Source organism: Microbacterium altimontanum (assembly GCF_058349865.2).
Map to the genome: position 1 here is coordinate 41,189 of NZ_JBYRJB020000007.1, position 23,651 is coordinate 64,839.

General features: G+C 70.7%; 27 protein-coding genes. 7 read left to right on the plus strand and 20 right to left on the minus strand.

The window, feature by feature from the left end; translation table 11 throughout:
* Positions 1–11 precede the first annotated feature (11 nt).
* From AC3RX1_RS13425 to AC3RX1_RS13480, 12 genes are all read right to left on the minus strand, one after another.
* Positions 12–677: a regulatory protein RecX gene (locus AC3RX1_RS13425; RefSeq protein WP_491501754.1), complete on the minus strand. Its 666-nt coding sequence runs from the start codon at positions 675–677 to the stop codon at positions 12–14.
* 2 nt (positions 678–679) lie between these two features.
* Positions 680–1,732: a recombinase RecA gene (gene recA, locus AC3RX1_RS13430; RefSeq protein WP_491501755.1), complete on the minus strand. Its 1,053-nt coding sequence runs from the start codon at positions 1,730–1,732 to the stop codon at positions 680–682.
* A gap of 232 nt (positions 1,733–1,964) precedes the next feature.
* Positions 1,965–2,189: a DUF3046 domain-containing protein gene (locus tag AC3RX1_RS13435; RefSeq protein WP_491501756.1), complete on the minus strand. Its 225-nt coding sequence runs from the start codon at positions 2,187–2,189 to the stop codon at positions 1,965–1,967.
* 3 nt (positions 2,190–2,192) lie between these two features.
* Positions 2,193–2,501 (minus strand): helix-turn-helix domain-containing protein, encoded by a 309-nt coding sequence (locus AC3RX1_RS13440; protein ID WP_491501757.1) that lies wholly within the window; start codon positions 2,499–2,501, stop codon positions 2,193–2,195.
* Between the two features lie 156 nt (positions 2,502–2,657).
* Positions 2,658–3,143: a CinA family protein gene (locus tag AC3RX1_RS13445; RefSeq protein ID WP_491501758.1), complete on the minus strand. Its 486-nt coding sequence runs from the start codon at positions 3,141–3,143 to the stop codon at positions 2,658–2,660.
* Positions 3,140–3,706, minus strand: coding sequence for a CDP-diacylglycerol--glycerol-3-phosphate 3-phosphatidyltransferase (pgsA, locus tag AC3RX1_RS13450; protein WP_491501759.1), 567 nt, complete (start codon positions 3,704–3,706; stop codon positions 3,140–3,142). The genes AC3RX1_RS13445 and pgsA overlap by 4 nt, the downstream gene beginning before the upstream one ends.
* Before the next feature lie 22 nt (positions 3,707–3,728).
* The gene (locus tag AC3RX1_RS13455; protein ID WP_491501760.1) at positions 3,729–6,437 is read right to left on the minus strand and encodes a DNA translocase FtsK; all 2,709 of its coding nucleotides are present in this window, start codon (positions 6,435–6,437) and stop codon (positions 3,729–3,731) included.
* Positions 6,438–6,633: 196 nt separating this feature from the next.
* On the minus strand, positions 6,634–8,313 hold the full coding sequence (locus AC3RX1_RS13460; RefSeq protein ID WP_491501761.1) for a ribonuclease J: 1,680 nt from the start codon (positions 8,311–8,313) through the stop codon (positions 6,634–6,636).
* Positions 8,310–9,287, minus strand: coding sequence for a 4-hydroxy-tetrahydrodipicolinate synthase (dapA, locus tag AC3RX1_RS13465; protein WP_491501762.1), 978 nt, complete (start codon positions 9,285–9,287; stop codon positions 8,310–8,312). The genes AC3RX1_RS13460 and dapA overlap by 4 nt, the downstream gene beginning before the upstream one ends.
* 104 nt (positions 9,288–9,391) lie before the next feature.
* On the minus strand, positions 9,392–10,150 hold the full coding sequence (locus AC3RX1_RS13470) for an SDR family NAD(P)-dependent oxidoreductase (RefSeq protein WP_491501763.1): 759 nt from the start codon (positions 10,148–10,150) through the stop codon (positions 9,392–9,394).
* A 60-nt stretch (positions 10,151–10,210) separates the two neighbouring features.
* Positions 10,211–10,714, minus strand: coding sequence for a dihydrofolate reductase (locus AC3RX1_RS13475; RefSeq protein WP_491501764.1), 504 nt, complete (start codon positions 10,712–10,714; stop codon positions 10,211–10,213).
* Position 10,715: 1 nt separating this feature from the next.
* Positions 10,716–11,561, minus strand: a complete 846-nt coding sequence (locus AC3RX1_RS13480; RefSeq protein ID WP_491501765.1) for a thymidylate synthase — start codon at positions 11,559–11,561, stop codon at positions 10,716–10,718.
* Between the two features lie 40 nt (positions 11,562–11,601).
* On the opposite strand from AC3RX1_RS13480, the gene AC3RX1_RS13485 reads away from it, so the two are divergent.
* From AC3RX1_RS13485 to AC3RX1_RS13500, 4 genes are all read left to right on the plus strand, one after another.
* Positions 11,602–12,030 carry a TlpA family protein disulfide reductase gene (locus AC3RX1_RS13485; protein ID WP_491501766.1) on the plus strand — a complete coding sequence of 143 codons (429 nt, stop codon included), beginning with the start codon at positions 11,602–11,604 and terminating at the stop codon, positions 12,028–12,030.
* The gene (locus AC3RX1_RS13490) at positions 12,023–12,601 is read left to right on the plus strand and encodes a DUF4395 domain-containing protein (protein WP_491501767.1); all 579 of its coding nucleotides are present in this window, start codon (positions 12,023–12,025) and stop codon (positions 12,599–12,601) included. The genes AC3RX1_RS13485 and AC3RX1_RS13490 overlap by 8 nt, the downstream gene beginning before the upstream one ends.
* A gap of 64 nt (positions 12,602–12,665) precedes the next feature.
* On the plus strand, positions 12,666–13,091 hold the full coding sequence (locus AC3RX1_RS13495; RefSeq protein WP_491501768.1) for an OsmC family protein: 426 nt from the start codon (positions 12,666–12,668) through the stop codon (positions 13,089–13,091).
* Positions 13,084–14,034 carry a TIGR01777 family oxidoreductase gene (locus AC3RX1_RS13500; RefSeq protein ID WP_491501769.1) on the plus strand — a complete coding sequence of 317 codons (951 nt, stop codon included), beginning with the start codon at positions 13,084–13,086 and terminating at the stop codon, positions 14,032–14,034. Before AC3RX1_RS13495 ends, AC3RX1_RS13500 begins: the two co-directional genes overlap by 8 nt.
* On the opposite strand, the gene AC3RX1_RS13505 is transcribed toward AC3RX1_RS13500, so the two are convergent.
* On the minus strand, positions 13,995–14,444 hold the full coding sequence (locus AC3RX1_RS13505; protein WP_491501770.1) for a tetratricopeptide repeat protein: 450 nt from the start codon (positions 14,442–14,444) through the stop codon (positions 13,995–13,997). The genes AC3RX1_RS13500 and AC3RX1_RS13505 overlap by 40 nt on opposite strands.
* On the minus strand, positions 14,441–15,202 hold the full coding sequence (dapB, locus tag AC3RX1_RS13510; RefSeq protein ID WP_491501771.1) for a 4-hydroxy-tetrahydrodipicolinate reductase: 762 nt from the start codon (positions 15,200–15,202) through the stop codon (positions 14,441–14,443). The genes AC3RX1_RS13505 and dapB overlap by 4 nt, the downstream gene beginning before the upstream one ends.
* Positions 15,203–15,256: 54 nt before the next feature.
* Between dapB and AC3RX1_RS13515 the strand changes: the two genes are divergently transcribed.
* Positions 15,257–15,727: a GNAT family N-acetyltransferase gene (locus AC3RX1_RS13515; protein WP_491501772.1), complete on the plus strand. Its 471-nt coding sequence runs from the start codon at positions 15,257–15,259 to the stop codon at positions 15,725–15,727.
* A gap of 216 nt (positions 15,728–15,943) precedes the next feature.
* On the opposite strand, the gene AC3RX1_RS13520 is transcribed toward AC3RX1_RS13515, so the two are convergent.
* The 3 genes from AC3RX1_RS13520 to AC3RX1_RS13530 all read right to left on the minus strand — a co-directional run bounded on the left by AC3RX1_RS13520 (position 15,944) and on the right by AC3RX1_RS13530 (position 20,205).
* Positions 15,944–16,546: a histidine phosphatase family protein gene (locus AC3RX1_RS13520; protein WP_491501773.1), complete on the minus strand. Its 603-nt coding sequence runs from the start codon at positions 16,544–16,546 to the stop codon at positions 15,944–15,946.
* Between the two features lie 105 nt (positions 16,547–16,651).
* A complete protein-coding gene (locus AC3RX1_RS13525; RefSeq protein ID WP_491501774.1) occupies positions 16,652–17,704 on the minus strand; it encodes an aldo/keto reductase in 1,053 nt (350 codons plus the stop codon).
* A 239-nt stretch (positions 17,705–17,943) separates the two neighbouring features.
* Entirely contained in the window at positions 17,944–20,205 is a 2,262-nt protein-coding gene (locus AC3RX1_RS13530; protein WP_491501775.1) for a polyribonucleotide nucleotidyltransferase, read from the minus strand.
* Between the two features lie 356 nt (positions 20,206–20,561).
* On the opposite strand from AC3RX1_RS13530, the gene AC3RX1_RS13535 reads away from it, so the two are divergent.
* Complete coding sequence (locus tag AC3RX1_RS13535) at positions 20,562–20,744, plus strand: DUF5302 domain-containing protein (protein WP_491501776.1); 183 nt, start codon at positions 20,562–20,564, stop codon at positions 20,742–20,744.
* A 67-nt stretch (positions 20,745–20,811) separates the two neighbouring features.
* Positions 20,812–20,988, plus strand: a complete 177-nt coding sequence (locus tag AC3RX1_RS13540; RefSeq protein ID WP_491501777.1) for a hypothetical protein — start codon at positions 20,812–20,814, stop codon at positions 20,986–20,988.
* Here AC3RX1_RS13540 and AC3RX1_RS13545 read toward each other — a convergent pair whose 3' ends face one another.
* The 3 genes from AC3RX1_RS13545 to AC3RX1_RS13555 are packed head-to-tail and all read right to left on the minus strand — an operon-like array spanning position 20,989 to position 23,635.
* Positions 20,989–21,753 carry a fructosamine kinase family protein gene (locus AC3RX1_RS13545; protein WP_491501778.1) on the minus strand — a complete coding sequence of 255 codons (765 nt, stop codon included), beginning with the start codon at positions 21,751–21,753 and terminating at the stop codon, positions 20,989–20,991.
* A 23-nt stretch (positions 21,754–21,776) separates the two neighbouring features.
* Complete coding sequence (locus tag AC3RX1_RS13550) at positions 21,777–22,421, minus strand: CE1759 family FMN reductase (protein WP_491501779.1); 645 nt, start codon at positions 22,419–22,421, stop codon at positions 21,777–21,779.
* Positions 22,418–23,635: an LLM class flavin-dependent oxidoreductase gene (locus tag AC3RX1_RS13555; protein ID WP_491501963.1), complete on the minus strand. Its 1,218-nt coding sequence runs from the start codon at positions 23,633–23,635 to the stop codon at positions 22,418–22,420. The genes AC3RX1_RS13550 and AC3RX1_RS13555 overlap by 4 nt, the downstream gene beginning before the upstream one ends.
* Between the last annotated feature and the right edge of the window lie 16 nt (positions 23,636–23,651).

The following is a 23,651-nucleotide window of genomic DNA, read 5'->3' on the forward strand; positions in this document are numbered from 1 at the left end:
CGCGTCGGCGTTCAGAGCTCCGCGAGCGCCTGACGGGCGGCGTCGAGGGCGGCCGCTCCGTATCCGCGGCGGGCGAGCTGCCCGGCCAGGCGCCGCAGTGCGGCGTCGTGATCCAGCCGTGCCATGGCCGGAGCCTTCTGGCGGGCGTATGCGAGGGCACGTTCCGCATCGTCGTCGGGCAGCTCGACGAGGGCCGCGTCGACGACGTCGCGCGGGATGCCGCGCTTGGCGAGCGATTGCGCGATGACCCTCCGCCCCTGTCCCTTGCGCTCCACCGCTGCTGTCACCAGCTGCTCGGCCAGGCGGGCATCGTCGAGGTAGCCCCGCCGCACGAAGTCGTGCAGCAGCGCGTCGACCTCGCCGCGGTCAAGCGACCGTTCCGCCGCGACGGCGCGCGCCTCGCTGACCGACAGCTGTCTCGTGCGCAGCTTTCGCAGCAGGATGCCCTCGGCCGCCTCCCGCTCGGAGCGCATGGTCTCGTCGACCGGGCCGAGCTCTTCGGCGGCGGAGGCGGTGGGGTCGTCGTCCCAGGTGGTGCGCCACGTGGGTGCGCTGTCGACCCGGCGCTCGGCGGCCGGGCGGCCGCGCTCCGGCACCGGGCGGGCAACGCCGTCACCACCGAACAGCGGGATCACGGGGGCGAGCTCGTCGCGCTCGCCCCCGGTCTCGTCGCTCATGATCAGGCCGGGCGGCGCTGAGCGAGCTCGTCTTCGACGGGCGCGTCGACGCCCTTGGGGACGCCGATGCCGAGCTTCGTCTTGATCTTCGTCTCGATCTCGGCGGCGATGTCGGGGTTCTTGATGAGGAAGTTGCGGGCGTTCTCCTTGCCCTGCCCCAGCTGTTCGCCCTCGTACGTGTACCAGGCGCCGGACTTCTTGACGATCGCGTGCTCCACGCCGAAGTCGATCAGCGACCCCTCGCGCGAGATGCCCACGCCGTAGAGGATGTCGAACTCGGCCTGCTTGAACGGCGGCGCCATCTTGTTCTTCACGACCTTGACGCGGGTGCGGTTTCCCACCGCCTCCGATCCGTCCTTCAGGGTCTCGATGCGCCGGATGTCGAGGCGCACCGACGCGTAGAACTTCAGCGCCTTGCCTCCCGCGGTGGTCTCCGGCGAGCCGAAGAACACGCCGATCTTCTCGCGCAGCTGGTTGATGAAGATCGCGGTCGTCTTGGTCTGGTTCAGGCCACCCGTGAGCTTCCGCAGCGCCTGCGACATGAGTCGAGCCTGCAGGCCGACGTGCGAGTCGCCCATCTCGCCCTCGATCTCGGCGCGCGGTACGAGCGCCGCCACCGAGTCGATCACGACGAGGTCGATCGCACCCGAACGGATCAGCATGTCGGCGATCTCGAGCGCCTGCTCACCGGTGTCGGGCTGCGAGACGAGCAGCTGGTCGATGTCGACGCCGAGCTTCTTCGCGTAGTCGGGGTCGAGGGCGTGCTCGGCGTCGACGAACGCGGCGATGCCGCCGGCGCGCTGCACGTTGGCGATCGCGTGCAGGGTGAGCGTGGTCTTACCCGACGACTCCGGACCGTAGATCTCGATGATGCGGCCACGCGGAAGTCCGCCGACGCCGAGCGCGACGTCGAGGGCGATGGAGCCGGTGGGAATGACCTCGACCGGGGCGCGCTCGTCGCTGCCCAGTCGCATGACCGAGCCCTTTCCGAACTGCCGGTCGATCTGTGCGAGGGCCGATTCGAGGGCCTTCTCGCGGTCTGCGGGACTGGGCATTTCTGCTCCTTCTTGTGCGTGGTCCGTCGCCTGTAGGCTGTCGCGCCCCCGCCCGGGATGGGAGGGAGTCTGCGACAAGGCGGAGGTGTCATCCGACGTCGTCCACAGTACGAGCGGGCTCCGACATCCGTTCCCGGCGCCGACCGATCTGTGGACAGAAGCCTTCACGACCCCTGCTGTGCAGGAGCCTACGCCGACCTCGAACGCATCTTCGACGACACGCCGGATGGTGCTACGAGCGCCGGGGCTCCAGCCGACCGACGCCGTGCCGGCGCGACTCCGGCACATCCGTCTCCGCGCACAGCGCGAGCCAGACATCGCGCGGCGGGATGCCGTCATCCAGGGCCTGCGTCGCCGTGCGGTCGCCCAGTCCGGGAAGGATCAGGTCGGCGACAAGGCTCGCGCCGCGGCTGCCGAACTCGGCTGCCACGGCGCGATGGAATTCGCTGCGCCGCACGCGTCAGCGCAGCGACAGCTCGGGACCGACCTCGGCGACGAGGTCGTCGGGCACGACGTCGGGGAATCCCTGCAGGCCCTCGAGGACCGAGATGCGGTCGCCCACCTCACGCATGATCGTGGAGATGGGGACGTTCAGCGCCTCGGCGACCGATGCGAGGATCTCGCTGGAGGCCTCCTTCTGGCCACGCTCCACCTCACTGAGGTACCCGAGCGCGACGCTGGCGCGTCCCGCCACCTGACGGAGGGTGTGCCCCTTCTGCTGGCGAAGGTCCCGAAGGACTTCGCCGATCTCTTGACGAACCAGGATCATTTCGGGCCCCTCCTCACCGTGATTCCCTCGTTTGCGAGTGCCTAACAGTACAACACCCGTGCGGGTCAGACTAATCCCACGCGCTGTGGAATGAATGGGAATCGCCCATTGCAACCGAACCGCAATCATGGTTGTTCCCGCGCGATGCGAGCGGGGTCACAGCGCGTCGATCACGGCCTGCAGCGCGCGCCGCACGGTCTCGTGGCGGATGCCATCGCGGTCGCCGTCGAGGTGCAGCTCCACCGCCTGCGTGCCGTCGGGCGTGGCGACCCCGACGAACACCGTCCCGGCGGGATGTCCGTCCGCAGGGCCGGGTCCCGCGACGCCGGTCGTCGCAACCCCGACATCGGTGCGTTCCCCGTCCGGCCCGGCGGCGGCGCGGATGCCGTCGGCCATCTGGCGCGCCACCTCGGGATGGACCGCCCCGTGCGCCGCGAGCAGGCCGGCGTCCACGCCGAGGAGGGCGTGTTTCAGGTCGGTGGCGTACGCCACCACGGCTCCGCGCATGCTGACGGATGCGCCCGGCACATCGATGAGGGATGCGGCCAGGAGGCCGCCGGTCAGCGACTCGGCGACGCCGATCGTCCAGCCGCGGGCGGCGAGACGACGGAGCACTTCGCGCGCCTCGGGCAGTGCGGTCATGTGCGGGCCCTGCGGCGCCCGCGCACCTCGCTGATCGCGTAGTCGATGCCGCTCGCGATCGTGAGGACGACGGCGATCGTCATCGTGACGACGCCTGCCCACCAGATCCATGCGCCGACGACGGCAGGGAGGGGAAGCAGCGCGAGCGCGAGGGCGACCGCCTGGGCGACGGTCTTGAGCTTGCCCATCCAGGCGGCCGCCAGCACGTGGTCGCTCACGACGGCGAACCGGTACACCGTGATACCGACCTCGCGGACGAGCACCACGATCGTGATCCACCAGGGAAGCTCGCCGAGGATCGACAGGCCCACGAACGCACAGCCCGTCAGGGCCTTGTCGGCGATCGGGTCGAGGATCTTGCCGAGGTCGGTGACGATGTCGTTGCGGCGTGCGATGGCACCGTCGATCCCGTCCGTCGCGATCGCGAGGATGAACAGCACGGCCGCCCACCAGCGCAGCGGTCCGTCGGCACCGGCGTCGGCCAGCAGCATCCAGAGGAAGACGGGCGCGCACAGGATGCGCACGGCGGTGATCGTGTTGGGGAGCTGACGGGGGACGGCCACTGTCTCAGTATTCCAGGCCGAGTCATTCCCGGCCGGTGAGACCCCAGGCGTCCTCGTCGTCGTCATCCCCGTCGACGACCGGCATCCCGTCGAACTGCCGCTCGACCGGGTCGCCGCTATACGGATCCGGCGGGTTCGACGACGGCGCCGGCGCGGGAGGCTCGTCGCCGCGCAGCCGCGCCAGCACCTCGGGCAGCTGCTCGGGCGTCACGAGCACGTCGCGCGCCTTTGATCCCTCCGACGGGCCGACGATCTCGCGCGACTCCAGCAGGTCCATGAGGCGCCCGGCCTTCGCGAAGCCGACGCGCAGCTTGCGCTGCAGCATCGACGTCGATCCGAACTGGGTCGACACGATCTGCTCGGCGGCGGCGAGCAGCAGCTCGAGGTCGTCGCCGATGTCGGCGTCGACCTCCTTCTTCTGCACGACGGCTGCGACATCCGCGCGATACTCCGGCCGAGCCTGCGCGGTGACGTGCTTGACGACCTTCTCGATCTCGGGCTCGCTGACCCACGCACCCTGCACGCGGATGGCCTTGGAGGCGCCCATCGGGAGGAACAGCCCGTCACCCTGGCCGATGAGGCGGTCGGCACCCGGCTGGTCGAGGATGACGCGCGAGTCGGTCACGCTCGTGACGGCGAACGCGAGTCGGGACGGCACGTTGGCCTTGATGAGGCCCGTGACGACGTCGACCGAGGGGCGCTGAGTGGCGAGGACGAGGTGGATGCCGCTGGCCCGCGCGAGCTGGGTGATGCGGACGATCGAGTCCTCGACGTCGCGCGGAGCGACCATCATCAGGTCGGCGAGTTCGTCGACCACCACGAGGAGGTAGGGGTAGGGCTTGAGGACTCGCTCGCTGCCGGCGGGCAGCTGGATCTCGTCGGCGATGACGGCCTTGTTGAAGTCGTCGATGTGGCGGAAGCCGAACGACGCGAGATCGTCGTACCGCATGTCCATCTCCTTCACGACCCACTGCAGCGCCTCGGCCGCCTTCTTCGGGTTCGTGATGATGGGCGTGATCAGGTGCGGCACCCCCGTGTAGCTGGTGAGCTCGACGCGCTTGGGGTCGATGAGGACCATGCGCACCTCCGACGGCTTCGCGCGCATCAGCAGGCTCGTGATCATCGAGTTCACGAAGCTCGACTTGCCCGACCCGGTGGATCCCGCGACGAGCAGGTGGGGCATCTTCGCGAGGTTCGCGACGACGTAGCCGCCGCCGACGTCCTTGCCGACGCCGATGGTCATCGGATGCGTCGACTTCGTCGCGTTGTCGGAGCGCAGCACGTCGCCGAGCGTCACGATCTCGCGGTCGGTGTTGGGGATCTCGACACCGATCGCGCTCTTCCCGGGGATCGGCGCGAGGATGCGCACCTCGTTCGACGCCACCGCGTACGCGATGTTGTTCGTGAGCGCGGTGATGCGCTCGACCTTCACACCGGGGCCGAGTTCGATCTCGTACTGCGTCACTGTCGGCCCGCGGGAGAAGCCGGTCACCTTCGCGTCGACCTTGAACTGCTGCAGCACACCCGTGATCGCGGCGACGACCCGGTCGTTGGCCTCGGAGCGTGTCTTGCCCGGCTGGCCGGCCGCGAGCGACTGCGCCGACGGAAGCTGGTACGGCGCCGACGGGGCGCGGTCTCCGCCGCTGCCGATCCCGGTCAGTCCGGGCAGGGCGTCGCCGTCGATGGGACCGGTGTCGCTGTCGTCGTGCAGACCGGTGGCGGATGCCGCGACCTGGCGCTGGGCACCGGCGAGCACCGACGGGTCGATGACCTCGGTGGCGGCGTCCGGGGAGAACCTCGGCGCGGGCGGTGGAGCGATGGGCTCGATCGCCTGCTCGAAACCGCCGTGATCGTCGTCGTGGTCGTCGAAGCTCAGCAGCTCGGTGAGGTCCTGCGAGCCGACCTCGCCGTCCGCATCCTTCTCTCGGCCCGTCTTGTTGCGGCGCCACCAGGGAAGCTTGTCGTCTTCGTCGTCGTCGTTCTCGGGCAGCACCGCGGTCTTGCCGGTCGTGTTGTCGCCCGCTTCGGCGCGTTCAGCGCGCTCGGCACCGAACATCCACGCGTACAGGTCGCCGAGCCGCCGGCCGATCCGGTTCGGCGGCGTCTTGGTGACGATCAGCACCGACAGCGCCGCGAGCAGCGCCAGCAAGACGGTCGCGCCGAACGTCGTGAGGTAGCTCAGCGGTGCGCCGATCATCCAGCCGAACAGTCCTCCGGCGGCGCTGAGGGCGGGCAGGCCGTCCTGGGGATTGGGCTGGCCGCCGTAGATGTGGCAGAAGCCTGCGATCGAGAGCACGAACAGGAGGAAACCGATGCCGATGCGGCCGTTGTCGTTCACCGACGAGGGGTGACGGAACAGCCAGCCGGCGAGGAGCACGAGGAGCACGGGGAGCACGAACGCCGTGCGGCCCACGAGCCCGCCGATCGAGTACGCGCTGATGCCTGCCGATGCGGCGGTGCCGATGAGGAACCACTCGACGACGGCTCCGGCCACCGCGAGCAGCACGATGAGGAAGGGCAGCCCGTCGCGGCGCTGATCCTTCTCGAGCGTCTCGGGCCCGAACGCCCGGAACAGGCCGCCCACGACGTGGGCGAGCGCGAGCCACATGCGCACCGCGACCGGCGGCTTCTCGGGCTCGCCGACGTAGCGCTTCGGCGTCGGCGCGGGCTTCTTCGCGCGCGAAGATGACCCCTTCGCGGGCGTGCGGCTGCTCGTGGTGCTCCTGGCCATTGCTCCACGGTATCGCGGCGGGGCGACACAGCCCCGGAACGACGCGGGAGGAGGACCGCTCTGCGCCTCGCCCTTCGACTCGGGCGCGCCGCGCGCGGCCTCGCTCAGGGGCCTGGGGTACGTCGCGGCTGCGCCTCGCCCTTCGACTCGGGCGCGCTGCGCGCGGCCTCGCTCAGGGACCTGGGGTACGTCACGGCTACGCCTCGATCACCAACGGCACGATCATCGGCCGACGACGCAGCGACTGGTTCACCCAGCGGCCGATCGTGCGGCGTACCACCTGCGACAGCGCGTGGTTGTCGCGCACCCCCTGCTTCGCAGCCTCGGCGAGCGCGGCGGCGATCTTCGGCTTGACGTCCTCGAACACGGCGGCGTCCTCCGCGAAGCCGCGGGCGTGCACCTCGGGGCCGGAGATGATCTTGCCGGTCGTGGAGTCCACGACGACGATGACGGAGATGAAGCCCTCCTCGCCGAGGATCCGGCGGTCCTTGAGGTCCGCGTCCGTGATCTCGCCGACCGTCGAACCGTCGACGTACACGAAGCCGATGTCGAGCTGGCCCACGGCCTCGGCGACGCCGTCGCGCAGATCGACCACCGTGCCGTTCTCCGCGATGATCGTCCGGGCCGCCGGTACGCCGGTGTCCTGAGCCAGCTGCGCGTTCGCGCGGAGGTGCCGGTGCTCGCCATGGACCGGCATGACGTTGCGCGGCTTGACGATGTTGTAGCAATAGAGGAGCTCGCCGGCGGCGGCGTGGCCCGACACGTGCACCTTCGCGTTGCCCTTGTGCACGACGTTCGCCCCGAGCTTGGTGAGTCCGTCGATCACGCGGTACACGGCGTTCTCGTTGCCGGGGATGAGGCTGGAGGCGAGAATCACCGTGTCGCCCGGACCGGGCTCGATCGCGTGGTCGAGGTTCGCCATCCGGCTCAGCACCGCCATCGGCTCGCCTTGAGAGCCGGTGGACATGTACACGATCTGGTCGTCGGGCAGGTCCTTCGCCTTCTTGTAGTCGATCAGCACGCCCTCGGGCACGTTGAGGTAGCCCAGCTGCTCGGCGATCGTCATGTTGCGCACCATGCTGCGTCCGAGGAACGCGAGACGGCGACCGTGGGCGGCCGCCGCATCCAGCACCTGCTGCACGCGGTGCACGTGGCTCGAGAAGCTTGCGACGATGACGCGTCGCGGCGCCTTGCCGATCACCTGGTCGAGCACCGGGCCGATCGAGCGCTCCAGCGCGGTGAAGCCCGGCACGTCGGCGTTGGTGGAGTCGACCAGGAACAGGTCGACTCCCTCCTCGCCGAGGCGCGCGAAGGCGCGCAGGTCGGTGAGCCGGTTGTCGAGGGGCAGCTGGTCCATCTTGAAGTCGCCGGTGGCGAGCACGGTTCCCGCGGGCGTGCGGATCGCGACGGCGAGCGCATCGGGGATGGAGTGGTTCACCGCGACGAACTCGAGGTCGAACGGACCGACCTGCTCGCGCTGCCCTTCCTTCACGGTGAGCGTGTAGGGCTTGATGCGGTGCTCCTTGAGCTTCGCCTCGACGAGCGCGAGCGTCAGGCCCGAACCGATCAGGGGGATGTCGCTCTTCAGCTTGAGGAGGTACGGCACCGCCCCGATGTGGTCCTCATGGCCGTGTGTCAGGACGACGCCGACGATGTCGTCGAGGCGACGGCGGATCGGTTCGAAATCGGGGAGGATCAGGTCGACGCCCGGCTGGTTCTCCTCCGGGAACAGCACTCCGCAGTCGACGACGAGGAGCTTGCCGTCGTACTCGAACACCGTCATGTTGCGGCCGACCTCGCCGAGGCCCCCCAGCGGGACGATCCGGAGCGTGCCCTCGGCCAGTGCCGGCGGATCGATCACCTGCTGCGCGATCATCGGGTGGTCCCCGAGACCTTGGGCAGTGCGCCGCCGGCGGCCGCGTTGCGGTCAGGCCGGAAGTTCGAGAAGTCCACGCCGGCGACATCCTTCACAAGGGCGAGCTCGTCTTCGATCTTCGCCGCCTCCCATTCCTCTGGGCCGACGAGCGGCAGTCGCACGCGGGGGCTCGAGATGCGGCCGAGACCGTGCAGGATGTACTTCGCCGAGACGGTGCCCGGCACGTGCGTCATCACGGCGCGCACGAGCGGCTCGAGTTTCTTGTGCTCGGCGGTCGCCGTCGCGAGGTCACCGCGGTTCACCGCGTCGACGATCGTGCGGTAGGGCTGGGCGGCGATGTTCGCGGTCACCCCGACGAGGCCCGCCGCGCCGATCGCCAGATGCGGCAGCACGTTGGCGTCGTCGCCGGAGAAGTACAGCAGATCCGTCTGGTTGAGCACCCGGGAGACCTCGCTGAAGTTCCCCTTCGCGTCCTTGACGGCGAGGATGTTCGGGTGCTTGGCGAGCCGCAGGATCGTCTCGTAGGCGATCGGCACGCCGGTGCGGCCGGGGATGTCGTACAGGATGACCGGCAGGTCGGTCGAGTCGGCGATGAGGCGGAAGTGGGTGAGGATGCCCGCCTGGGTGGGCTTGTTGTAGTACGGGGTGACGATCATGATGCCGTCGGCGCCGGCCTTCTCGCTGGCCTTGTACAGCTCGATCGCGTGCGCGGTCTCGTTGGATCCGCCGCCCGTGATGATCTTCGCCCGACCGGCCGCGACATCCTTGCCGACCTCGACGAGGCGGATCTTCTCGGCGTCGGTGAGGGTGCTGGTCTCGCCCGTCGTGCCGGTCACGACGATGCCGTCGGCTCCCGCCGTCACGACATCGTCCATGTGCTTCTCGACGGCGGGCCAGTCGACCTCGCCGTCCGCCGCCATGGGCGTGACGAGGGCCACAAGTACCTGTCCGAAGGGATTGCCCGCGTGCGTCATGTTCTCAGGGTATCGGTTCCGCTCCGCCCCGCCGCCTCGATGCCGGGCGGTCGACGGCCTGGTCTGCTGTGGAGCGCGGCGCTGCGGACGGCGCGGCGTCGGCTCTACCGTCCCCGCCGGCCGAGCCGGGCCGTGAGCCGGTCGGGCAGCAGGCGCACGGCACGGGCCATGAGCTTGTAGCGCAGCGATGGGATGGACACCGCTCGGCCGCGCGCGAGGTCGCGCAGCGATTCGCGGACGACGTCGGGAGCGTCGAGCCACATCCAGCCGGCGATGCCCTCCTCGCCCGGCGGCAGGCCGAGCCGGGAGTGGAAGTTGGTGTGGACGAAGCCCGGGCACACCGCCGTGACCGTCACGCCGCGCGGGCCGTAGGCGACGTTCGCCCAGCGGCTGAACGCGACGATCCACTGCTTCACGGCGCCGTACGTCGAGCGCGGCATGAACGCGGCGATGGAGGCGACGTTGAGGATGCGGCCGTGCCCGCGTGCGAGCATGGGGCCGAGCGCGGCATGGATGAGGCGCAGCGGGACCTCGTCGTGCAGGCGCAGATGCCGCACCTCGGCCTCGACGTCGTTGCGCTCGAAGTCGAGCGACATGCCGATGCCGGCGCTGTTGACGAGGACCTCGACGGGCCGATCGGGGTCTGTGAGCCGGGCGACCACCGCCGCCAGGGCCCCGGGATCCAGGAGATCCGCCACGAGCACCTCCGCCGCACGACCGCGGTCTCGCACCTCGGCGGCGACGGCGGCGAGCGCGTCCGCATCGCGGGCGACGAGCACGACGTCGGCGCCGCGCTCGGCCAGCTGCCGCGCGTACTCCGCGCCGAGCCCGGAGCTGGCTCCCGTCACGAGGGCTGTCACCATTCGTCACACGCTACCGGGCGTCTGCTGACGGCGGACACGGGCGGGCGTGTCGCCGAGGGGTCAGCGCTCGTAGCGCAGGAAGCGGTAGCGGATGCCGGAGCGCGACATGTGCCATCCGTCCGCCGGATCGGCGGTCACGAGCCGCCAGCCGTCGAGCCCGGGCGCCGTCGTGTCGCCGTCGACCTCGAGGTCGAGCTCGGTGACCTCGAGGCGGTCGGCGCGGTCGATCGACTCCCGGTAGACCTGTCCCCCGCCGATGACCCACGTCCACGCGGCGTCGGCCGACGCATCCGCCGCCAGCGCCAGCGCGGCATCCAGCGAGCCGCAGCGCTCGGCACCGTCGGCGTGCCAGGCGTCGTCGTGCGTGATCACGATGTTGCGTCGGCCCGGCAACGGCCGGAAGCGCTCGGGGAACGACTCCCATGTGCGCCGGCCCATGACCACGGGGCAGCCCGTCGTCACCTGCCTGAAGTGGGCCATGTCCTCGGGCACGTTCCACGGCATCCCCCCGTGGGCGCCGATCACTCCCCCGTGGGCCTGCGCCCAGATGAGCCCGGTCCGCATCTCAGACGGCGACCGCGCCGCGGATGGCGGGATGGTGCTGGTAGTCCTCGACGACGAAGTCCTCGTACGCGTAGTCGAAGATCGACGCCGGCTTCCGTGCGATGCGCACCGTGGGGTACGGATACGGGTCGCGGCTCAGCTGCTCGCGCACCTGCTCGCGGTGGTTGTCGTAGATGTGGCAGTCCCCGCCGGTCCAGACGAACTCCCCCGGCTCGAGACCGGTCTGCTGCGCGACCATCAGGGTGAGCAGCGCGTATGAGGCGATGTTGAACGGCACGCCGAGGAACAGGTCGGCGCTGCGCTGATACAGCTGGCACGACAGTCTGCCGTCGGCGACGTAGAACTGGAACAGCGCGTGGCAGGGAGCGAGCGCCATCTGCGGGATGTCGGCCACGTTCCACGCCGACACGATGAGCCGCCGCGAATCGGGGGTCTCGCGGATCTGGGAGATCACCTGCGCGATCTGGTCGATGTGCTCGCCGCTCGGCGTCGGCCACGACCGCCACTGCACGCCGTAGACGGGTCCGAGCTCCCCTGACGCATCCGCCCATTCGTCCCAGATCGTGACGCCGTGCTCGGACAGCCACGCGATGTTCGACTCGCCGCGCAGGAACCAGAGCAGCTCGTACGCGATGGACTTGAAGTGCACGCGCTTGGTCGTGATGAGGGGGAACGAGTCGGCCAGGTCGAAGCGGATCTGGCGACCGAACACGCTCGTCGTGCCGGTGCCGGTGCGGTCGCTCTTGTGCGTGCCGTTCTCGAGCACGTCGCGCAGCAGGTCCTCGTAGGGCGTCGGGATGCTCACACCCGCCACGATACCGGCCGGAACCCCGACATACTCCGTCATCCGGACCCGCGTCGCGGCGCGTGCCGGTACGGTCGTGCACATGCCCGCCTGGACCGCGCTGCTGGCCGTCGCCGCCCTGATCGCGGTGACGCTGGCGCTGGGGTGGGCGCTGCAGCGCCGCGCCGGGCGCGCCCGCGCCGCCGGCGCCCTCGATCTCGGCGCCCTGGCCGACGTCCCGCGCGGTGAGCGCGCGACCCTCGTGCAGTTCAGCACCGCCGTGTGCGCCCGCTGCCCGCAGGTGCGACGGATGCTGCGCGCCCTCGCGGGCGAGACGGCCGGCGTGGAGCACGCCGACGTCGACCTCACCCACCGCGGCGATCTCGCACGGCGGCTGCACATCCTGCAGACGCCGACGGTGTTCCTGGTCGACGACAGCGGCTTCGTGCGTGCGCGCTTCAGCGGCGCGCCGACGCGGGATGCCGTCGCCCGCGAACTCCACCGCGTGATCGGAGGGGTCGCGCATGTCTGAGCCGCCGCAGTCCGGCATCGACCCGCGCGGGCCGCGCTTCGCGGCCGGGATCACGTCGGTGCTCCTGCTCGTCACCGTGCTGCTGGGACTGCTCGGCGTGTCGACCGCGCACGCGTCCTTCGGATGGTTCGCGTACCAGCCGCTGGCCGGCCAGGTGTTCGTCCCGGCCGGGCCGTACGCGCTCCCACTGCTGTCGGTGCTCCAGCGCGTCCTCGATCCCGCGTTCCTGCTTCTGCTCGCTGTGGCGGTGCTCTTCCTGTGGGGAGTGCTGTCGCCGCGCACCGCGCCGTGGGGGGTGATCTACCGTCGCGTCGTGCAGCCCCGACTCGCCCCGGCGACCGACCGGGAGGACCCGCGTCCGCCGCGCTTCGCGCAGGGAGTGGGCCTGTTCGTGAGTGGCGTGGGACTCGTCCTCCAGCTGGCCGGTGTGCCGTGGGCGCTGCCGATCGCCGCCGCGCTGGCCTTCGTGGCGGCGGTCCTGAACGCCGCGTTCGGCTTCTGCCTCGGCTGCCAGGTCTATCTGCTCCTGCAGCGCATCGGGCTGGTCGGGCGCACGTCGATGACCACCTGACTTCCCCCTGTCGTGGCCCCGGCCGCTTGGTTAGGCTGGCGGCACACCGACCGACGGAGGAGACATGAGCGTCACGAGCGAAGCAACCGCGCACTGGAAGGGAACGCTGTTCGAGGGGTCCGGCGAGGTGAGTCTCACGAGCTCCGGCCAGGGGCCCCTTCCCGTGAACTGGAAGGCGCGCAGCGAGGGATCCGACTCGGTCACCACTCCCGAAGAGCTGCTGGGCGCCGCACACGCCGCGTGCTACAGCATGGCCCTGTCGAACGCCCTCACCCAGAACGGCACCCCGCCGGAGCGCCTGGAGACGTCGGCCGCGGTCACCTTCATCCCGGGAACGGGGATCACCGGGAGCCACTTGAACGTCTCCGCCGTCGTGCCCCGCATCGACGAGGCCGACTTCGATCGGATCGCCGAGGAGGCCAAGAGCGGCTGCCCCGTGTCGCAGGCGCTCGCCGGCATCGAGATCACCCTCGAGGCGTCGCTTGGCTGAAGCCCCGCTGCGCCCCCGCCGTGTCGTCGTGGCGGGCGCATCCGGTCTCATCGGGACGGCGCTCGTCGCGTCGCTGCGCGCCGACGGCGTGGAGGTCACCCGCCTCGTGCGCCGTCCCGCACGGGCCGACGACGAGGTCGAGTGGCTCACCGACAGCCAGCCGCTCGATCCCGCGGTTCTCGACGGCGCCGACGCCGTCGTGGGACTGAACGGCGCGACGATCGGGCGCATGCCGTGGACTCCGCGGTATCGGAGCACCCTGCTCTGGTCCCGGATCACCCCGACCCGGACGCTCGCCCGGGCCGTCCGCGAGCTCGGCGACGGCGCGCCCGCGTTCCTCAGCGCCTCGGCCGTCGGCTACTACGGCACGGCTCCCGGCCGCGTTCTCACCGAGGATGCGCCGCGGGGCGAGACGTTCCTCGCCGACGTCTGCGGGGAGTGGGAGCGTGCGGCACGGGGCGCCGGCCCTCGTACCCGGATCGCCCTCCTGCGCACGGCTCCCATCGTGCACGCGCGCGGCGTCCTGAGGCCTCTCGTGCTGCTGACGCGCCTCGGGCTCGCCGGGCCCCTCGGGCGGGGGACGCAGTCCTGGCCGTGGATCTCGCTAGACGACGAGGTGCGGGCGATCCGCCATGTCCTGGAGGCGGAGATCGACGGTCCGGTGAACCTCGCGGGGCCGACACGGGCGACGGCGAACGACCTCGGATTCGCCCTCGCGGTGCGCATGAACCGGCCCTATCTCATCCGGACGCCCGCGTGGGCGCTGCGCCTCGTGCTCGGACGCGCGGCCGCCGATGCCGTGCTCCTGTCCGACGCGCATGTCACGCCGTCCGTCCTCGAGGGCAGTGGATTCCGATTCCGGAATACGACGGTCGAGGATGCCGTCGCTGCCGCGGTGCCGGCTCAGGACGCGCGCGAGGCGGCCTCGAGCCTGAGCGACTGACGGATCGCGCCACGCGCGCGTCTTCGGTCGCCCGCGGCGTCGTACGCGACGCCGAGGCGGTACCAGGCCCGCCAGTCGTCCGGATGCTGCTGCACCTCGTCGCGATAGCGCGGGAAGGCGGCGTCGGCGTCGTCGCGGACGACGCGCCCGCTCGGCCGCACCTGCACGGCATCGTCGGGCAGTCCGCCCTCCGCCTCGAGGCGCCGACCGACGCGCTCGGCGCGCACGCCGAACCAGATCTCGCGGCCGATGCCCCACAGCGCGACGATCGGGAACACGATGAGCAGCGCTCCCATCCCGAACGCGACCGGGCGGCCGCTCGTCACGAGCAGCCAGGCCCACTGCGCCGTCACGGCGATGTACAGGACGAGGACGACGGTGAGGATGGCGACGAGGATGCGCGTGCTCATGCGTCGGCGGCCTTCGGACGCGATCCGATGCCGATGTCGAGGAAGCTGTCGAGTCCGACGATCACTCCCCGCGCATCGACGGCGTGCGCGAGCGCGAGACGGATGCCGGGGGCGTACGCGGCCGCCGAGTCGACCGTGTCGTGCACGATCGAGAGCGATTCCCCGGCGCCGGAGAGGATGACCTCCTGCCGGGCGATCACGCCCGGGCGGCGCAGAGAGTGCACGGGCACGGAGGCGACCTGCTGTCCGCGGGCGCGCTGATCGACGTGCGGAGCGAGCACGGGCCCCTCCGCGGAGCGGGCCTCGGCGATCAGCTCGGCCGTGCGCACGGCGGTGCCGCTCGGCGAGTCGACCTTCGTGTCGCGGTGCGCCTCGACGATCTCCGCCGACGGGAAGAAGGGTGCCGCGGCGGCGGCGAGCGCGGAGCCGAGCACGGAGCCGAGGGAGAAGTTCGGGATGAAGACCGCCCCCGTCCCCGCCGCCTCGACGAGCGGACGCACGAGCGCGATGCGCTCGGCCGACCACCCGGAGGTCCCGACGAGGATGTTGATCCCGCTCTCGACGGCGGCGCGGACCACGTCGACCGAGACGGCGGGGGTCGACGCATCCACCACCAGATCGGCGCCCGCGATCCGGCCGATGTCGTCGCGCGACGAGAGCGTCGCGTGGACGGCGAAGCCCGGCTCGGCCTCGACCACGTCGCGGATGATGCCGCCGAGCTTGCCGGTGCCGCCCACGATCGCCACACGTGTCGTCATGATTCAAGCCTACGGCGCCCCAGGGTGGCACAGCCGCAGCGCTACGCTCGAAAGATGGTGTCGCTGTCCCCCACCCCCGTCGACGACCCGATCGCCCGCGGGCTGCTCGCCGAGTACGTCGCGATGCGTGCGGAGGCGTTCCCGGGCCGCTACACGCCGGCCGAGCCGCCGCGGTCGATGTTCGAGCCGCCGGCCGGCGTGTTCCTCGTGGTGCACGACGACGAGGGCGAGGCGGTCGGATGCGGCGGCATCCGCCGGGTCGACGACGGCGACGCCGGCATCCGCTACGAGGTGAAGCACCTGTTCCTGCGCCCCTCGACCCGGGGCCGCGGCTGGGGCAGGCTGCTGCTGCAGGAGCTGGAGCGGTGCGCGCGCGAATGGGGCGCGAGCGAGCTCGTCCTGGACACCCACCACACGCTCGAGGCGGCCGGCGGCCTCTACGCGAGCTCCGGCTTCGTCGCGATCGAGCCGTACAACGACAACCCCAACGCGACGCGCTGGTACGGCAAGACCCTCGCCCGCTGAGGAGGCCCGGCGGCCCCGGCCAGGAGCGTCCCCATAATGCTGCAGCATTCTGCTCATGCGCCGCGATTTCACCGGGTGCTGCAGATTCCTGCTGATGCGGCAGAAAAAGACACGCGCATCAGCGGGAATGTGCAGCGCCGGCCTGCCGGCGGGAGCGACCAAGCGCGCTGCTGGGCAGGGAGCGACGGGGAGGCTCGACCGGGAGCGGCTGGGAGGCTAGACGGGGAGCGGTTCGGGGAGGCCCGTCTGCAGCTCGAACGGCAGGTGACCGAGGTCGTTGTGGGTCACCAGGCTCCACGGCCGCCCGTTCTTCTGGGCGATGACGGTGAGGCCGCAATGCGCCTGGTTGAGGGTCATCCAGCGCCACTCCGGCATCTGCAGCACCTCGCGCACGAACCAGCTGATCACGAAGTTGTGGGTGATGAGCAGCTCGTGCACATCGCCGGGCTTGCGCACGAGGAACGCGTTCACCGCATCGTTCATCTGCGCCCGGCCCGCCTCGATCTCGGCCTCGGTCACGGAGCCGAAGAACGGCTCGTACACCGCGGGCGTCTCGTCCGTCATGCCGGTGGGGATGCAGTCGAACAGCAGCGCTGACGGCTGCGGGTCCACCGCCGGCAGGCGGTCGGCCACGGCGCGCGCCGTCTCAGCCGCACGCTCGAGCGGCGAGTGCCAGACGGCGGAGAGCGGAAGGCCGGAGAGGCGATCGGCGAGCGCCTCGGCTTGACGCTTCCCCCGCGGCGAGAGCGGCCCGTCGGCGACGCCCTGCTCGGCGTCCTGATGCTCGCCGTGCCGCACGAGGTAGATGTAATGCGTCACGCCGTCTCTCTCCCGTGCGAAATGGTTTCCCCGACCCGAAGGCCCCTCTTCCACCCTAAGCGAGGTCGCCCCGCCGGGGGCCGAAGCCGGCCGATGAAATGGCCCTCAGTCCGCGACGCGTGCGATCTCGGCCAGCTGCGCGCGGCTCAGCCGCACTCCCACGCCCTGCACGAACTCCTCGACATGCGCGGGAGCGAACGCGTTGACGATCGGCGCGACCACGGTGCGCTGGGCGAGGAGCCACGCCACCGCCACGGCGGCGGGCGGCACGCCCAGCTCGGCCCCGATCGCGTCGAGCGCCCGGAGCGTGCGCGTGCCCCGGCGGTTCATGCTGCTCGCGATCTGCACGCCGCGCACCGACCGGCCGAGCTCTCCGCGCGTGCGCAGCCGTCCGGCGAGGTAGCCGTGCTCGAGCGCGTGCGACGGCGTCACCGCCATGCCCTGCGCGCCGGCGACGAGCCGGAGGTCCTCCGTGAAGTCCTGGCGGCGCAGCATGTTGAACGGCACATCGAGCACCGTGATGCGCGGGTATCCGGCAGAGGAGAGGATGCGCGACTCGACGAGCTGCTCGGCGGTGAAGCCGAACGCGCCGATGCTGCGCGCCTTGCCGGACTCCACGAGCCACTCCGCGGTCGCGAGGGTGTCCTCCACCGACGCGATCCCGTCGGACGCATTGAGGTAGAGCACGTCGATGCGGTCGGTGCCCAGGCGCGTCAGCGACGCCTCCACCGCCCGCACGAGGTTCACCGGATCGGTGCCGGGGTTGTCGGGATGGGCGCCTACGCGGATCGCGAGCACGAGGTCGTCGCGCACGCCGCGCGTACGCATCCATTCGCCGATGATGTGCTCGCTGCGACCTCCGGCGAAGCTGTCGGCGGTGTGGACCGCGTTGCCGCCGCGCTCGAGGTACGCGTCGAGGATCTCGTGGCTCGACTCCAGGTCGACGTTCCAGCCGAACTCGCCGCCGCCGAGCAGGAGCGGGAACACCTCCACGCCGGTCTCGCCCAACGGCACCCGCACGTGCGACCCGATCGGCTCGCCCTGCACGGGGATCGGCGCCGACGGGTGCTCCGCCGCCACGTGGCGAGGGGTCGTGGTGGGCGCCGCCGGGCTCGCGCCGGCCGCTCGCGCGACGGCGCCGTCACCGATGACAGTCATGCCCACCCCCTCACGAATCGTCACGATCCGCGGCCGCTTGCTTCTGCGCCCCCCGGCGCGTACTACGAGGGTAGGTCAGACCGGTGACGTTTCCCTGCCCCGCGATGGCCGTTCGGTAAACATTCCGTAACGCTTTCCCGCCGCGGCGGGCCCGCCGCGACCGGCTCGTCCACGGCGGACGTGGGCCGCAGACGACGGATGCCCGCCCCACGCGGGGACGGGCATCCGGTGTTCGCCGATCAGGCCTCGGCGGGAGCCGCCTCCGGCTCGGCCGCAGCCTCGCCCTCCTCGAGCACGGGCTCGAGCGACAGCTTGCCGCGGTCGTCGATCTTCGTGATGCGCACGAGCAGCTTCTGGCCGACCGAGAGCACGTCGTCGACGTTCTCGACGCGCTTTCCGCCGGTGAGCTTGCGCACCTCGCTGATGTGCAGCAGACCGTCCTTGCCCGGCAGGAGCGAGATGAACGCCCCGAACGTCGCGATCTTCACGACGGTGCCGAGGAACTGCTCCCCGACCTCCGGGTTCGTGGGGTTCGCGATGGCGTTCACCTGCGCGCGAGCGGCCTCGGCGGACGGCCCGTCGACGGCGCCGATGTAGACGGTGCCGTCCTCCTCGATGGAGATGTCGGCGCCGGTCTCGTCCTGGATCGCGTTGATCGTCTTGCCCTTCGGGCCGATCAGCTCGCCGATCTTGTCGGTCGGGATCTGCACGCTGATCACGCGCGGCGCGGTCGGAGCCATCTCGTCCGGGGCGTCGATCGCCGAGTTCAGGACGTTCAGGATCGTGATGCGCGCGTCGTGCGCCTGCTGCAGCGCCGCCGACAGGACCTGCGACGGGATGCCGTCGAGCTTCGTGTCGAGCTGGATCGCGGTGACGAACTCGCTCGTGCCGGCGACCTTGAAGTCCATGTCGCCGAGCGCGTCCTCGGCTCCCAGGATGTCGGTCAGCGCGGCGTAGCGGGTCTCGCCGTCGACGGTGTCGGACACGAGGCCCATCGCGATGCCGGCGACCGGCGCACGGAGCGGCACACCGGCGTTCAGCAGCGACAGGGTCGACGCGCACACCGAGCCCATCGACGTCGAGCCGTTCGAGCCCAGCGCCTCGGAGACCTGGCGGATCGCGTACGGGAACTCCTCGCGGCCCGGAAGCACCGGCACGAGCGCGCGCTCGGCGAGGAAGCCGTGGCCGATCTCGCGCCGCTTCGGGCTTCCCACACGGCCGGTCTCACCGGTCGAGTAGGGCGGGAAGTTGTAATGGTGGATGTACCGCTTGTGCGTGACCGGCGACAGCGAGTCGATCTGCTGCTCCATCTTCAGCATGTTCAGCGTGGTGACACCCAGGATCTGGGTCTCGCCGCGCTGGAAGATGGCGGAGCCGTGCACGCGCGGGATGACCTGCACCTCGGCGTCGAGCGGACGGATGTCGGCGAGCCCACGCCCGTCGATGCGGACGCCCTCGGACAGGATGCGTCCGCGGACGATCTTCTTCGTGACGGCCTTGTACGCGGCCGAGAACTCCGCGGCGGCGATCGCGTCGACGGAGCCGTCGGCGATGGCAGCCTCGAGCTCGCCCTTGACGCGGTCCTTGACGGCGTCGTCGGCGTTCTGGCGCTCGATCTTGTCGGCGATCTGGTACACGCCGACGAGCTCGTCGTAGGCCCGGCCGGCGACGAAGTCGTAAGTGGCCTGCGAATAGGGCAGGAACACCGGGTACACACCCGGCTCCTTCGCGGTCTTCGCCGCCATCTCGGCCTGCGCCTCGACGAGCTGCTTGATGAAGGGCTTCGCGGCCTCGAGCCCGCCGGCGACGACCTCTTCGGACGGCTTGGTGGCGCCGCCCTTGATGAGGTTCCAGCTGTGCTCGGTCGCCTCGGCCTCGACCATCATGATCGCGACGTCGCCGTCTTCGAGCACGCGGCCCGCGACCACGAGGTCGAACACGGCGTCCTCGAGCAGCTTCGCGTTCGGGAACGCGACCCACTGGTCCTCGTGCTCGCCGTGACCCGGGATGAGCGCGAGGCGCACACCGGCGATCGGGCCCGAGAACGGCAGACCGGAGATCTGCGTCGAGGCGGAGGCGGCGTTGATCGCGAGCGCGTCGTAGAACTCGCCCGGGGCGATCGAGAGCACGGTGATGACGATCTGGACCTCGTTGCGCAGGCCGTCGACGAACGACGGGCGCAGCGGGCGGTCGATCAGACGGCACACCAGGATCGCGTCGGTCGAGGGGCGGCCCTCGCGACGGAAGAACGAGCCGGGGATCTTGCCGGCGGCGTACGAGCGCTCCTCGACGTCGACGGTCAGCGGGAAGAAGTCGAACCCTTCACGGGGGTGCTTGCCGGCGCTGGTGGCCGACAGGAGCATCGTCTCCTCATCGAGGTACGCCGCGACAGAGCCCTGCGCCTGCTGGGCGAGGCGACCGGTCTCGAACCGGACGGTGCGGGTGCCGAAGCGGCCGTTGTCGAGAACGGCCTCGGCGGCGGTGATTTCAGGACCTTCCAAGAGGTCTCTCCTTCTTTGTTTAGACTCGTCCGCGCGTTTCGCGGGCGAGGGATGCGAAGGAGCACGAGCAGGCAGATATGAGCGCACGACGGGTGCCGATCAGGACACCGTCGTGAGAGCCGCTTGCGCTGGTCACCAGTAGAAGATCACCCTCCGCCCCGGAGGGGAACCCACCACAGGAGACCAGCTTCCTGCCAGCCTGCTCCCCCTGAACTCCGTGTGGGAGCTCAGTGTTGAATTGGTCGGCCGCCACACGGCAGCCTTCACGAGCCTACCAGGGGTTCTCGCCGCCGCCGCGGTTTCTGCCGGATCCGCATGGGATGGCGGCTGTCCCACGCCTGGCCTAGGGTTGGGGCATGAGCGACGACGAGAAGACCGCGGGCGCCGCAGACGACGTGAAGCGCAAGTTCCGCGAGGCGCTGGAGAAGAAGAACGCCAACCACTACTCGGGCGAGTCGCACCTCGACGGGAAGGGCGCGGTCCAGGAGCCGCACGGCCGCGCCGGACACAAGCGCGAGTTCCGCCGCAAGAGCGGCTGAGGAGCGTCGGCAACAGCGGCCGAGGGACACCAGCAGCAGCGGCTGGGGAGCGTCAGGGAAGGCGATCATGGACGACGACATCCCGATCTATCCGGATGACGAGCGCGAGGTCCCGCTCGAAGACGAGGCCGAGTTCGACGCACCGCCGCCGACGATCGACCCCGATGAGCGTGTCGAGCTCGACGACGACGAGGACGAGGCCGTCGAGGAGTACGAAGAGTTCTCCGGCGGCGCCGAGGACTGATCAGCCGGCGAGAGCGAGGGTGCGTCGCGCGGCGTCGGCGAGCGCCGCTCCGTACGACGGGCCGTGGCCGACGGCGTGCACCGCGAGCGGATGCAGCTGGTGCAGCGGGATGCGGTCGCGCCATCCCGCGGCGAGCGGATGCGTCGCCTCGTACGCGCGCCGGATGACGTCGAGGTGCGGGCAGCCGAACAGGTCGAGCATCGCGAGGTCGGTCTCGCGGTGCCCGCCATGCGCGGCGGGGTCGATGAGCACGACTCCTGTCGGGGACCACAGCACGTTGCCGTTCCACAGATCGCCGTGCAGACGCGCCGGCGCGTCATCGTCGTCGAACGCCCCGGCGGCGATCCTCTCGCACGCGCGCTCCACGACGTCGGCGTCGGCCGGGTCGAGGTTGCCCGCGTCGACGGCAGGCTTCAGGAACGGGCGTATGCGCTGGCCGGCGTAGAACCGGCCCCAGGTCGGCTCGGGGTGACACGGCTGCTCGAGTCGTCCGATGAACACCGGGCCGTCCCAGCCGTCGGGCTTGGCGCCGAACGCCGCCGCTCCCGCATCGTGGGTGGCGGCGAGCGCCGCGCCGAACGCCTCGGCCGCCGCGGCGTCCGGGCGCCCGGGCGGGATGCGCTCGAGCGCGATGCGGCCCGCGGCGACGTCGACGACCTCGGCGACGCGCGCGCCGCCGGCGGCGGCCAGCCACCGCAGGCCCGCGGCTTCCGCCTCGAAGAACCGGGCGGGGGCGTCGTTTCGGGTCTTGACGACGGGATCCACCCGTCCGACGCTACTCCCCCGCTTCAGTCCCGCGGCAGCCCGCCGAGCAGGTCGTCGAACGAGCTGCCGCCACGGAGGTAGTTCGCGGGGTCGAACGGGTCGGAGCTCGTCGCGGCATCCCGCCGTGCCACGGCGTCGGCCAGCTCGGCGGCGCCCTTCTCGATGCGCGCGGCGAGCGGGGCGACGTGGTCGCCCGTGCCGCCCCAGTCCTCGCTCGCGGCGAACACGCCGGTCGACACGGCGTCGGCGTGCAGGTAGGCGAACAGCGGACGGATGGCATAGTCGATCGCGAGCGAATGCCGTGCCGTTCCGGCTGTCGCACCGATCAGCACGGGCTTTCCGACCAGCGCCTCCTTGTCGAGGATGTCGATGAACGACTTGAACAGGCCGGAGTAGCTCGTCGAGAAGATCGGCGTCACTGCGACGACGGCATCGGCCGACACGACGGTGTTGATCATCGACTCCAGCTCCGACGGAGCGAAGCCGGTGAGCATGTTGTCGGTGATGGCGTGGGCGTAGTCGCGCAGCTCGAACGTGTCGACGGTGGCCTCGATGTCGCGCTCCGCCAGCTGCGCGACGACGGCGGAACCGACCCGGTCGGCGAGCATCCGGGTCGACGAAGGCGTCGACAGGCCGGCCGAGACGACGGCGACGCGGCGGGCCGTCATCGCGCACCGCCGAGCCCGAAGGCGGCGCCGGTCTGCGACGCGGCCGGGGCGTCATCCGATGCGGTGTCCTGGTAGGGCGAGCCGCCGGTCACATTGTCGCCGCGGTTCGCGTTGGGTCGGGGCTGGCGCACGGGGCCGTCGCCGTAGGTCCGCCTCACGAGCGCCGCGTGCGTGGGACCGTCGGGAACGTCCGCCGGCCGGTCCTTCGCGAACTCGCGGCGCAGCACGGGGACGACCTCACCGCCGAGCAGGTCGAGCTGCTCGAGGACGGTCTTCAGCGGCAGGCCGGCGTGGTCCATCAGGAACAGCTGGCGCTGGTAGTCCCCGAAGTGATCGCGCATCGTGGCGTAGCGGTCGATCACCTGCTGCGGCGAGCCGACGGTGAGCGGCGTCATCTTCGTGAAGTCCTCCATCGCCGGGCCGTGCCCGTAGACGGGGGCGTTGTCGAAGTACGGGCGGAACTCGGCCACCGCATCCTGCGAGTTCTTCCGCATGAACGCCTGGCCGCCGACGCCGACGATCGCCGTCTCGGGCGCGCCGTGCCCGTAGTGGGCCCAGCGCTGCCGGTACAGCTCGATGAGCCGCTGGAAGTGCTCAGCAGGCCAGAAGATGTTGTTCGCGAAGAAGCCGTCGCCGTAGTACGCCGCCTGCTCGGCGATCTCAGGCGTGCGGATCGAGCCGTGCCACACGAACGGCGGCACGCCGTCGAGGGGGCGTGGTGTCGAGGTGAATCCCTGCAGCGGCGTGCGGAACTTCCCGTTCCAGTCGACCACGTCCTCGCGCCACAGCTTATGCAGCAGGGCGTAGTTCTCGATGGCCAGCGGGAGGCCCTGCCGGATGTCCTTGCCGAACCACGGGTACACCGGCCCCGTGTTTCCGCGGCCAAGCATGAGGTCGACGCGGCCGCCGGCGACGTGCTGGAGCATCGCGTAGTCCTCGGCGATCTTCACCGGGTCGTTCGTCGTGATGAGGGTCGTGGAGGTCGACAGGATGAGTCGCTCGGTCTGTGCCGCGATGTAGGCGAGTGTGGTGGTCGGCGACGACGAGAAGAACGGCGGGTTGTGGTGCTCGCCGATGGCGAAGACGTCCAGTCCGACCTCTTCTGCGTGCTTCGCGATGGCGAGGGTCGCCTGGATGCGCTCGGCCTCGCTGGGAGTCTGCCCGGTGACCGGGTCTTGCGTGATGTCGCTCACCGTGAAGATGCCGAACTGCACGGCCGGCGACGTGGTG

What these genes read in the sequence shown, in the direction of transcription:
- AC3RX1_RS13515 (WP_491501772.1), top strand. Translation starts at nt 15,257, where the DNA reads ATGGTGTCGCTGTCCCCCACCCCCGTCGACGACCCGATCGCCCGCGGG.
- AC3RX1_RS13495 (WP_491501768.1), top strand. Translation starts at nt 12,666, where the DNA reads ATGAGCGTCACGAGCGAAGCAACCGCGCACTGGAAGGGAACGCTGTTC.
- AC3RX1_RS13505 (WP_491501770.1), bottom strand. Translation starts at nt 14,444, where the DNA reads ATGAGCACGCGCATCCTCGTCGCCATCCTCACCGTCGTCCTCGTCCTG.
- AC3RX1_RS13425 (WP_491501754.1), bottom strand. Translation starts at nt 677, where the DNA reads ATGAGCGACGAGACCGGGGGCGAGCGCGACGAGCTCGCCCCCGTGATC.
- AC3RX1_RS13460 (WP_491501761.1), bottom strand. Translation starts at nt 8,313, where the DNA reads ATGATCGCGCAGCAGGTGATCGATCCGCCGGCACTGGCCGAGGGCACG.
- AC3RX1_RS13525 (WP_491501774.1), bottom strand. Translation starts at nt 17,704, where the DNA reads ATGACTGTCATCGGTGACGGCGCCGTCGCGCGAGCGGCCGGCGCGAGC.
- recA (WP_491501755.1), bottom strand. Translation starts at nt 1,732, where the DNA reads ATGCCCAGTCCCGCAGACCGCGAGAAGGCCCTCGAATCGGCCCTCGCA.
- AC3RX1_RS13475 (WP_491501764.1), bottom strand. Translation starts at nt 10,714, where the DNA reads ATGCGGACCGGGCTCATCTGGGCGCAGGCCCACGGGGGAGTGATCGGC.
- AC3RX1_RS13540 (WP_491501777.1), top strand. Translation starts at nt 20,812, where the DNA reads ATGGACGACGACATCCCGATCTATCCGGATGACGAGCGCGAGGTCCCG.
- AC3RX1_RS13490 (WP_491501767.1), top strand. Translation starts at nt 12,023, where the DNA reads ATGTCTGAGCCGCCGCAGTCCGGCATCGACCCGCGCGGGCCGCGCTTC.
- AC3RX1_RS13445 (WP_491501758.1), bottom strand. Translation starts at nt 3,143, where the DNA reads ATGACCGCACTGCCCGAGGCGCGCGAAGTGCTCCGTCGTCTCGCCGCC.
- dapB (WP_491501771.1), bottom strand. Translation starts at nt 15,202, where the DNA reads ATGACGACACGTGTGGCGATCGTGGGCGGCACCGGCAAGCTCGGCGGC.
- dapA (WP_491501762.1), bottom strand. Translation starts at nt 9,287, where the DNA reads ATGACGCACGCGGGCAATCCCTTCGGACAGGTACTTGTGGCCCTCGTC.
- AC3RX1_RS13455 (WP_491501760.1), bottom strand. Translation starts at nt 6,437, where the DNA reads ATGGCCAGGAGCACCACGAGCAGCCGCACGCCCGCGAAGGGGTCATCT.
- AC3RX1_RS13535 (WP_491501776.1), top strand. Translation starts at nt 20,562, where the DNA reads ATGAGCGACGACGAGAAGACCGCGGGCGCCGCAGACGACGTGAAGCGC.
- AC3RX1_RS13480 (WP_491501765.1), bottom strand. Translation starts at nt 11,561, where the DNA reads ATGACGGAGTATGTCGGGGTTCCGGCCGGTATCGTGGCGGGTGTGAGC.
- AC3RX1_RS13440 (WP_491501757.1), bottom strand. Translation starts at nt 2,501, where the DNA reads ATGATCCTGGTTCGTCAAGAGATCGGCGAAGTCCTTCGGGACCTTCGC.
- AC3RX1_RS13550 (WP_491501779.1), bottom strand. Translation starts at nt 22,421, where the DNA reads ATGACGGCCCGCCGCGTCGCCGTCGTCTCGGCCGGCCTGTCGACGCCT.
- AC3RX1_RS13485 (WP_491501766.1), top strand. Translation starts at nt 11,602, where the DNA reads ATGCCCGCCTGGACCGCGCTGCTGGCCGTCGCCGCCCTGATCGCGGTG.
- AC3RX1_RS13470 (WP_491501763.1), bottom strand. Translation starts at nt 10,150, where the DNA reads ATGGTGACAGCCCTCGTGACGGGAGCCAGCTCCGGGCTCGGCGCGGAG.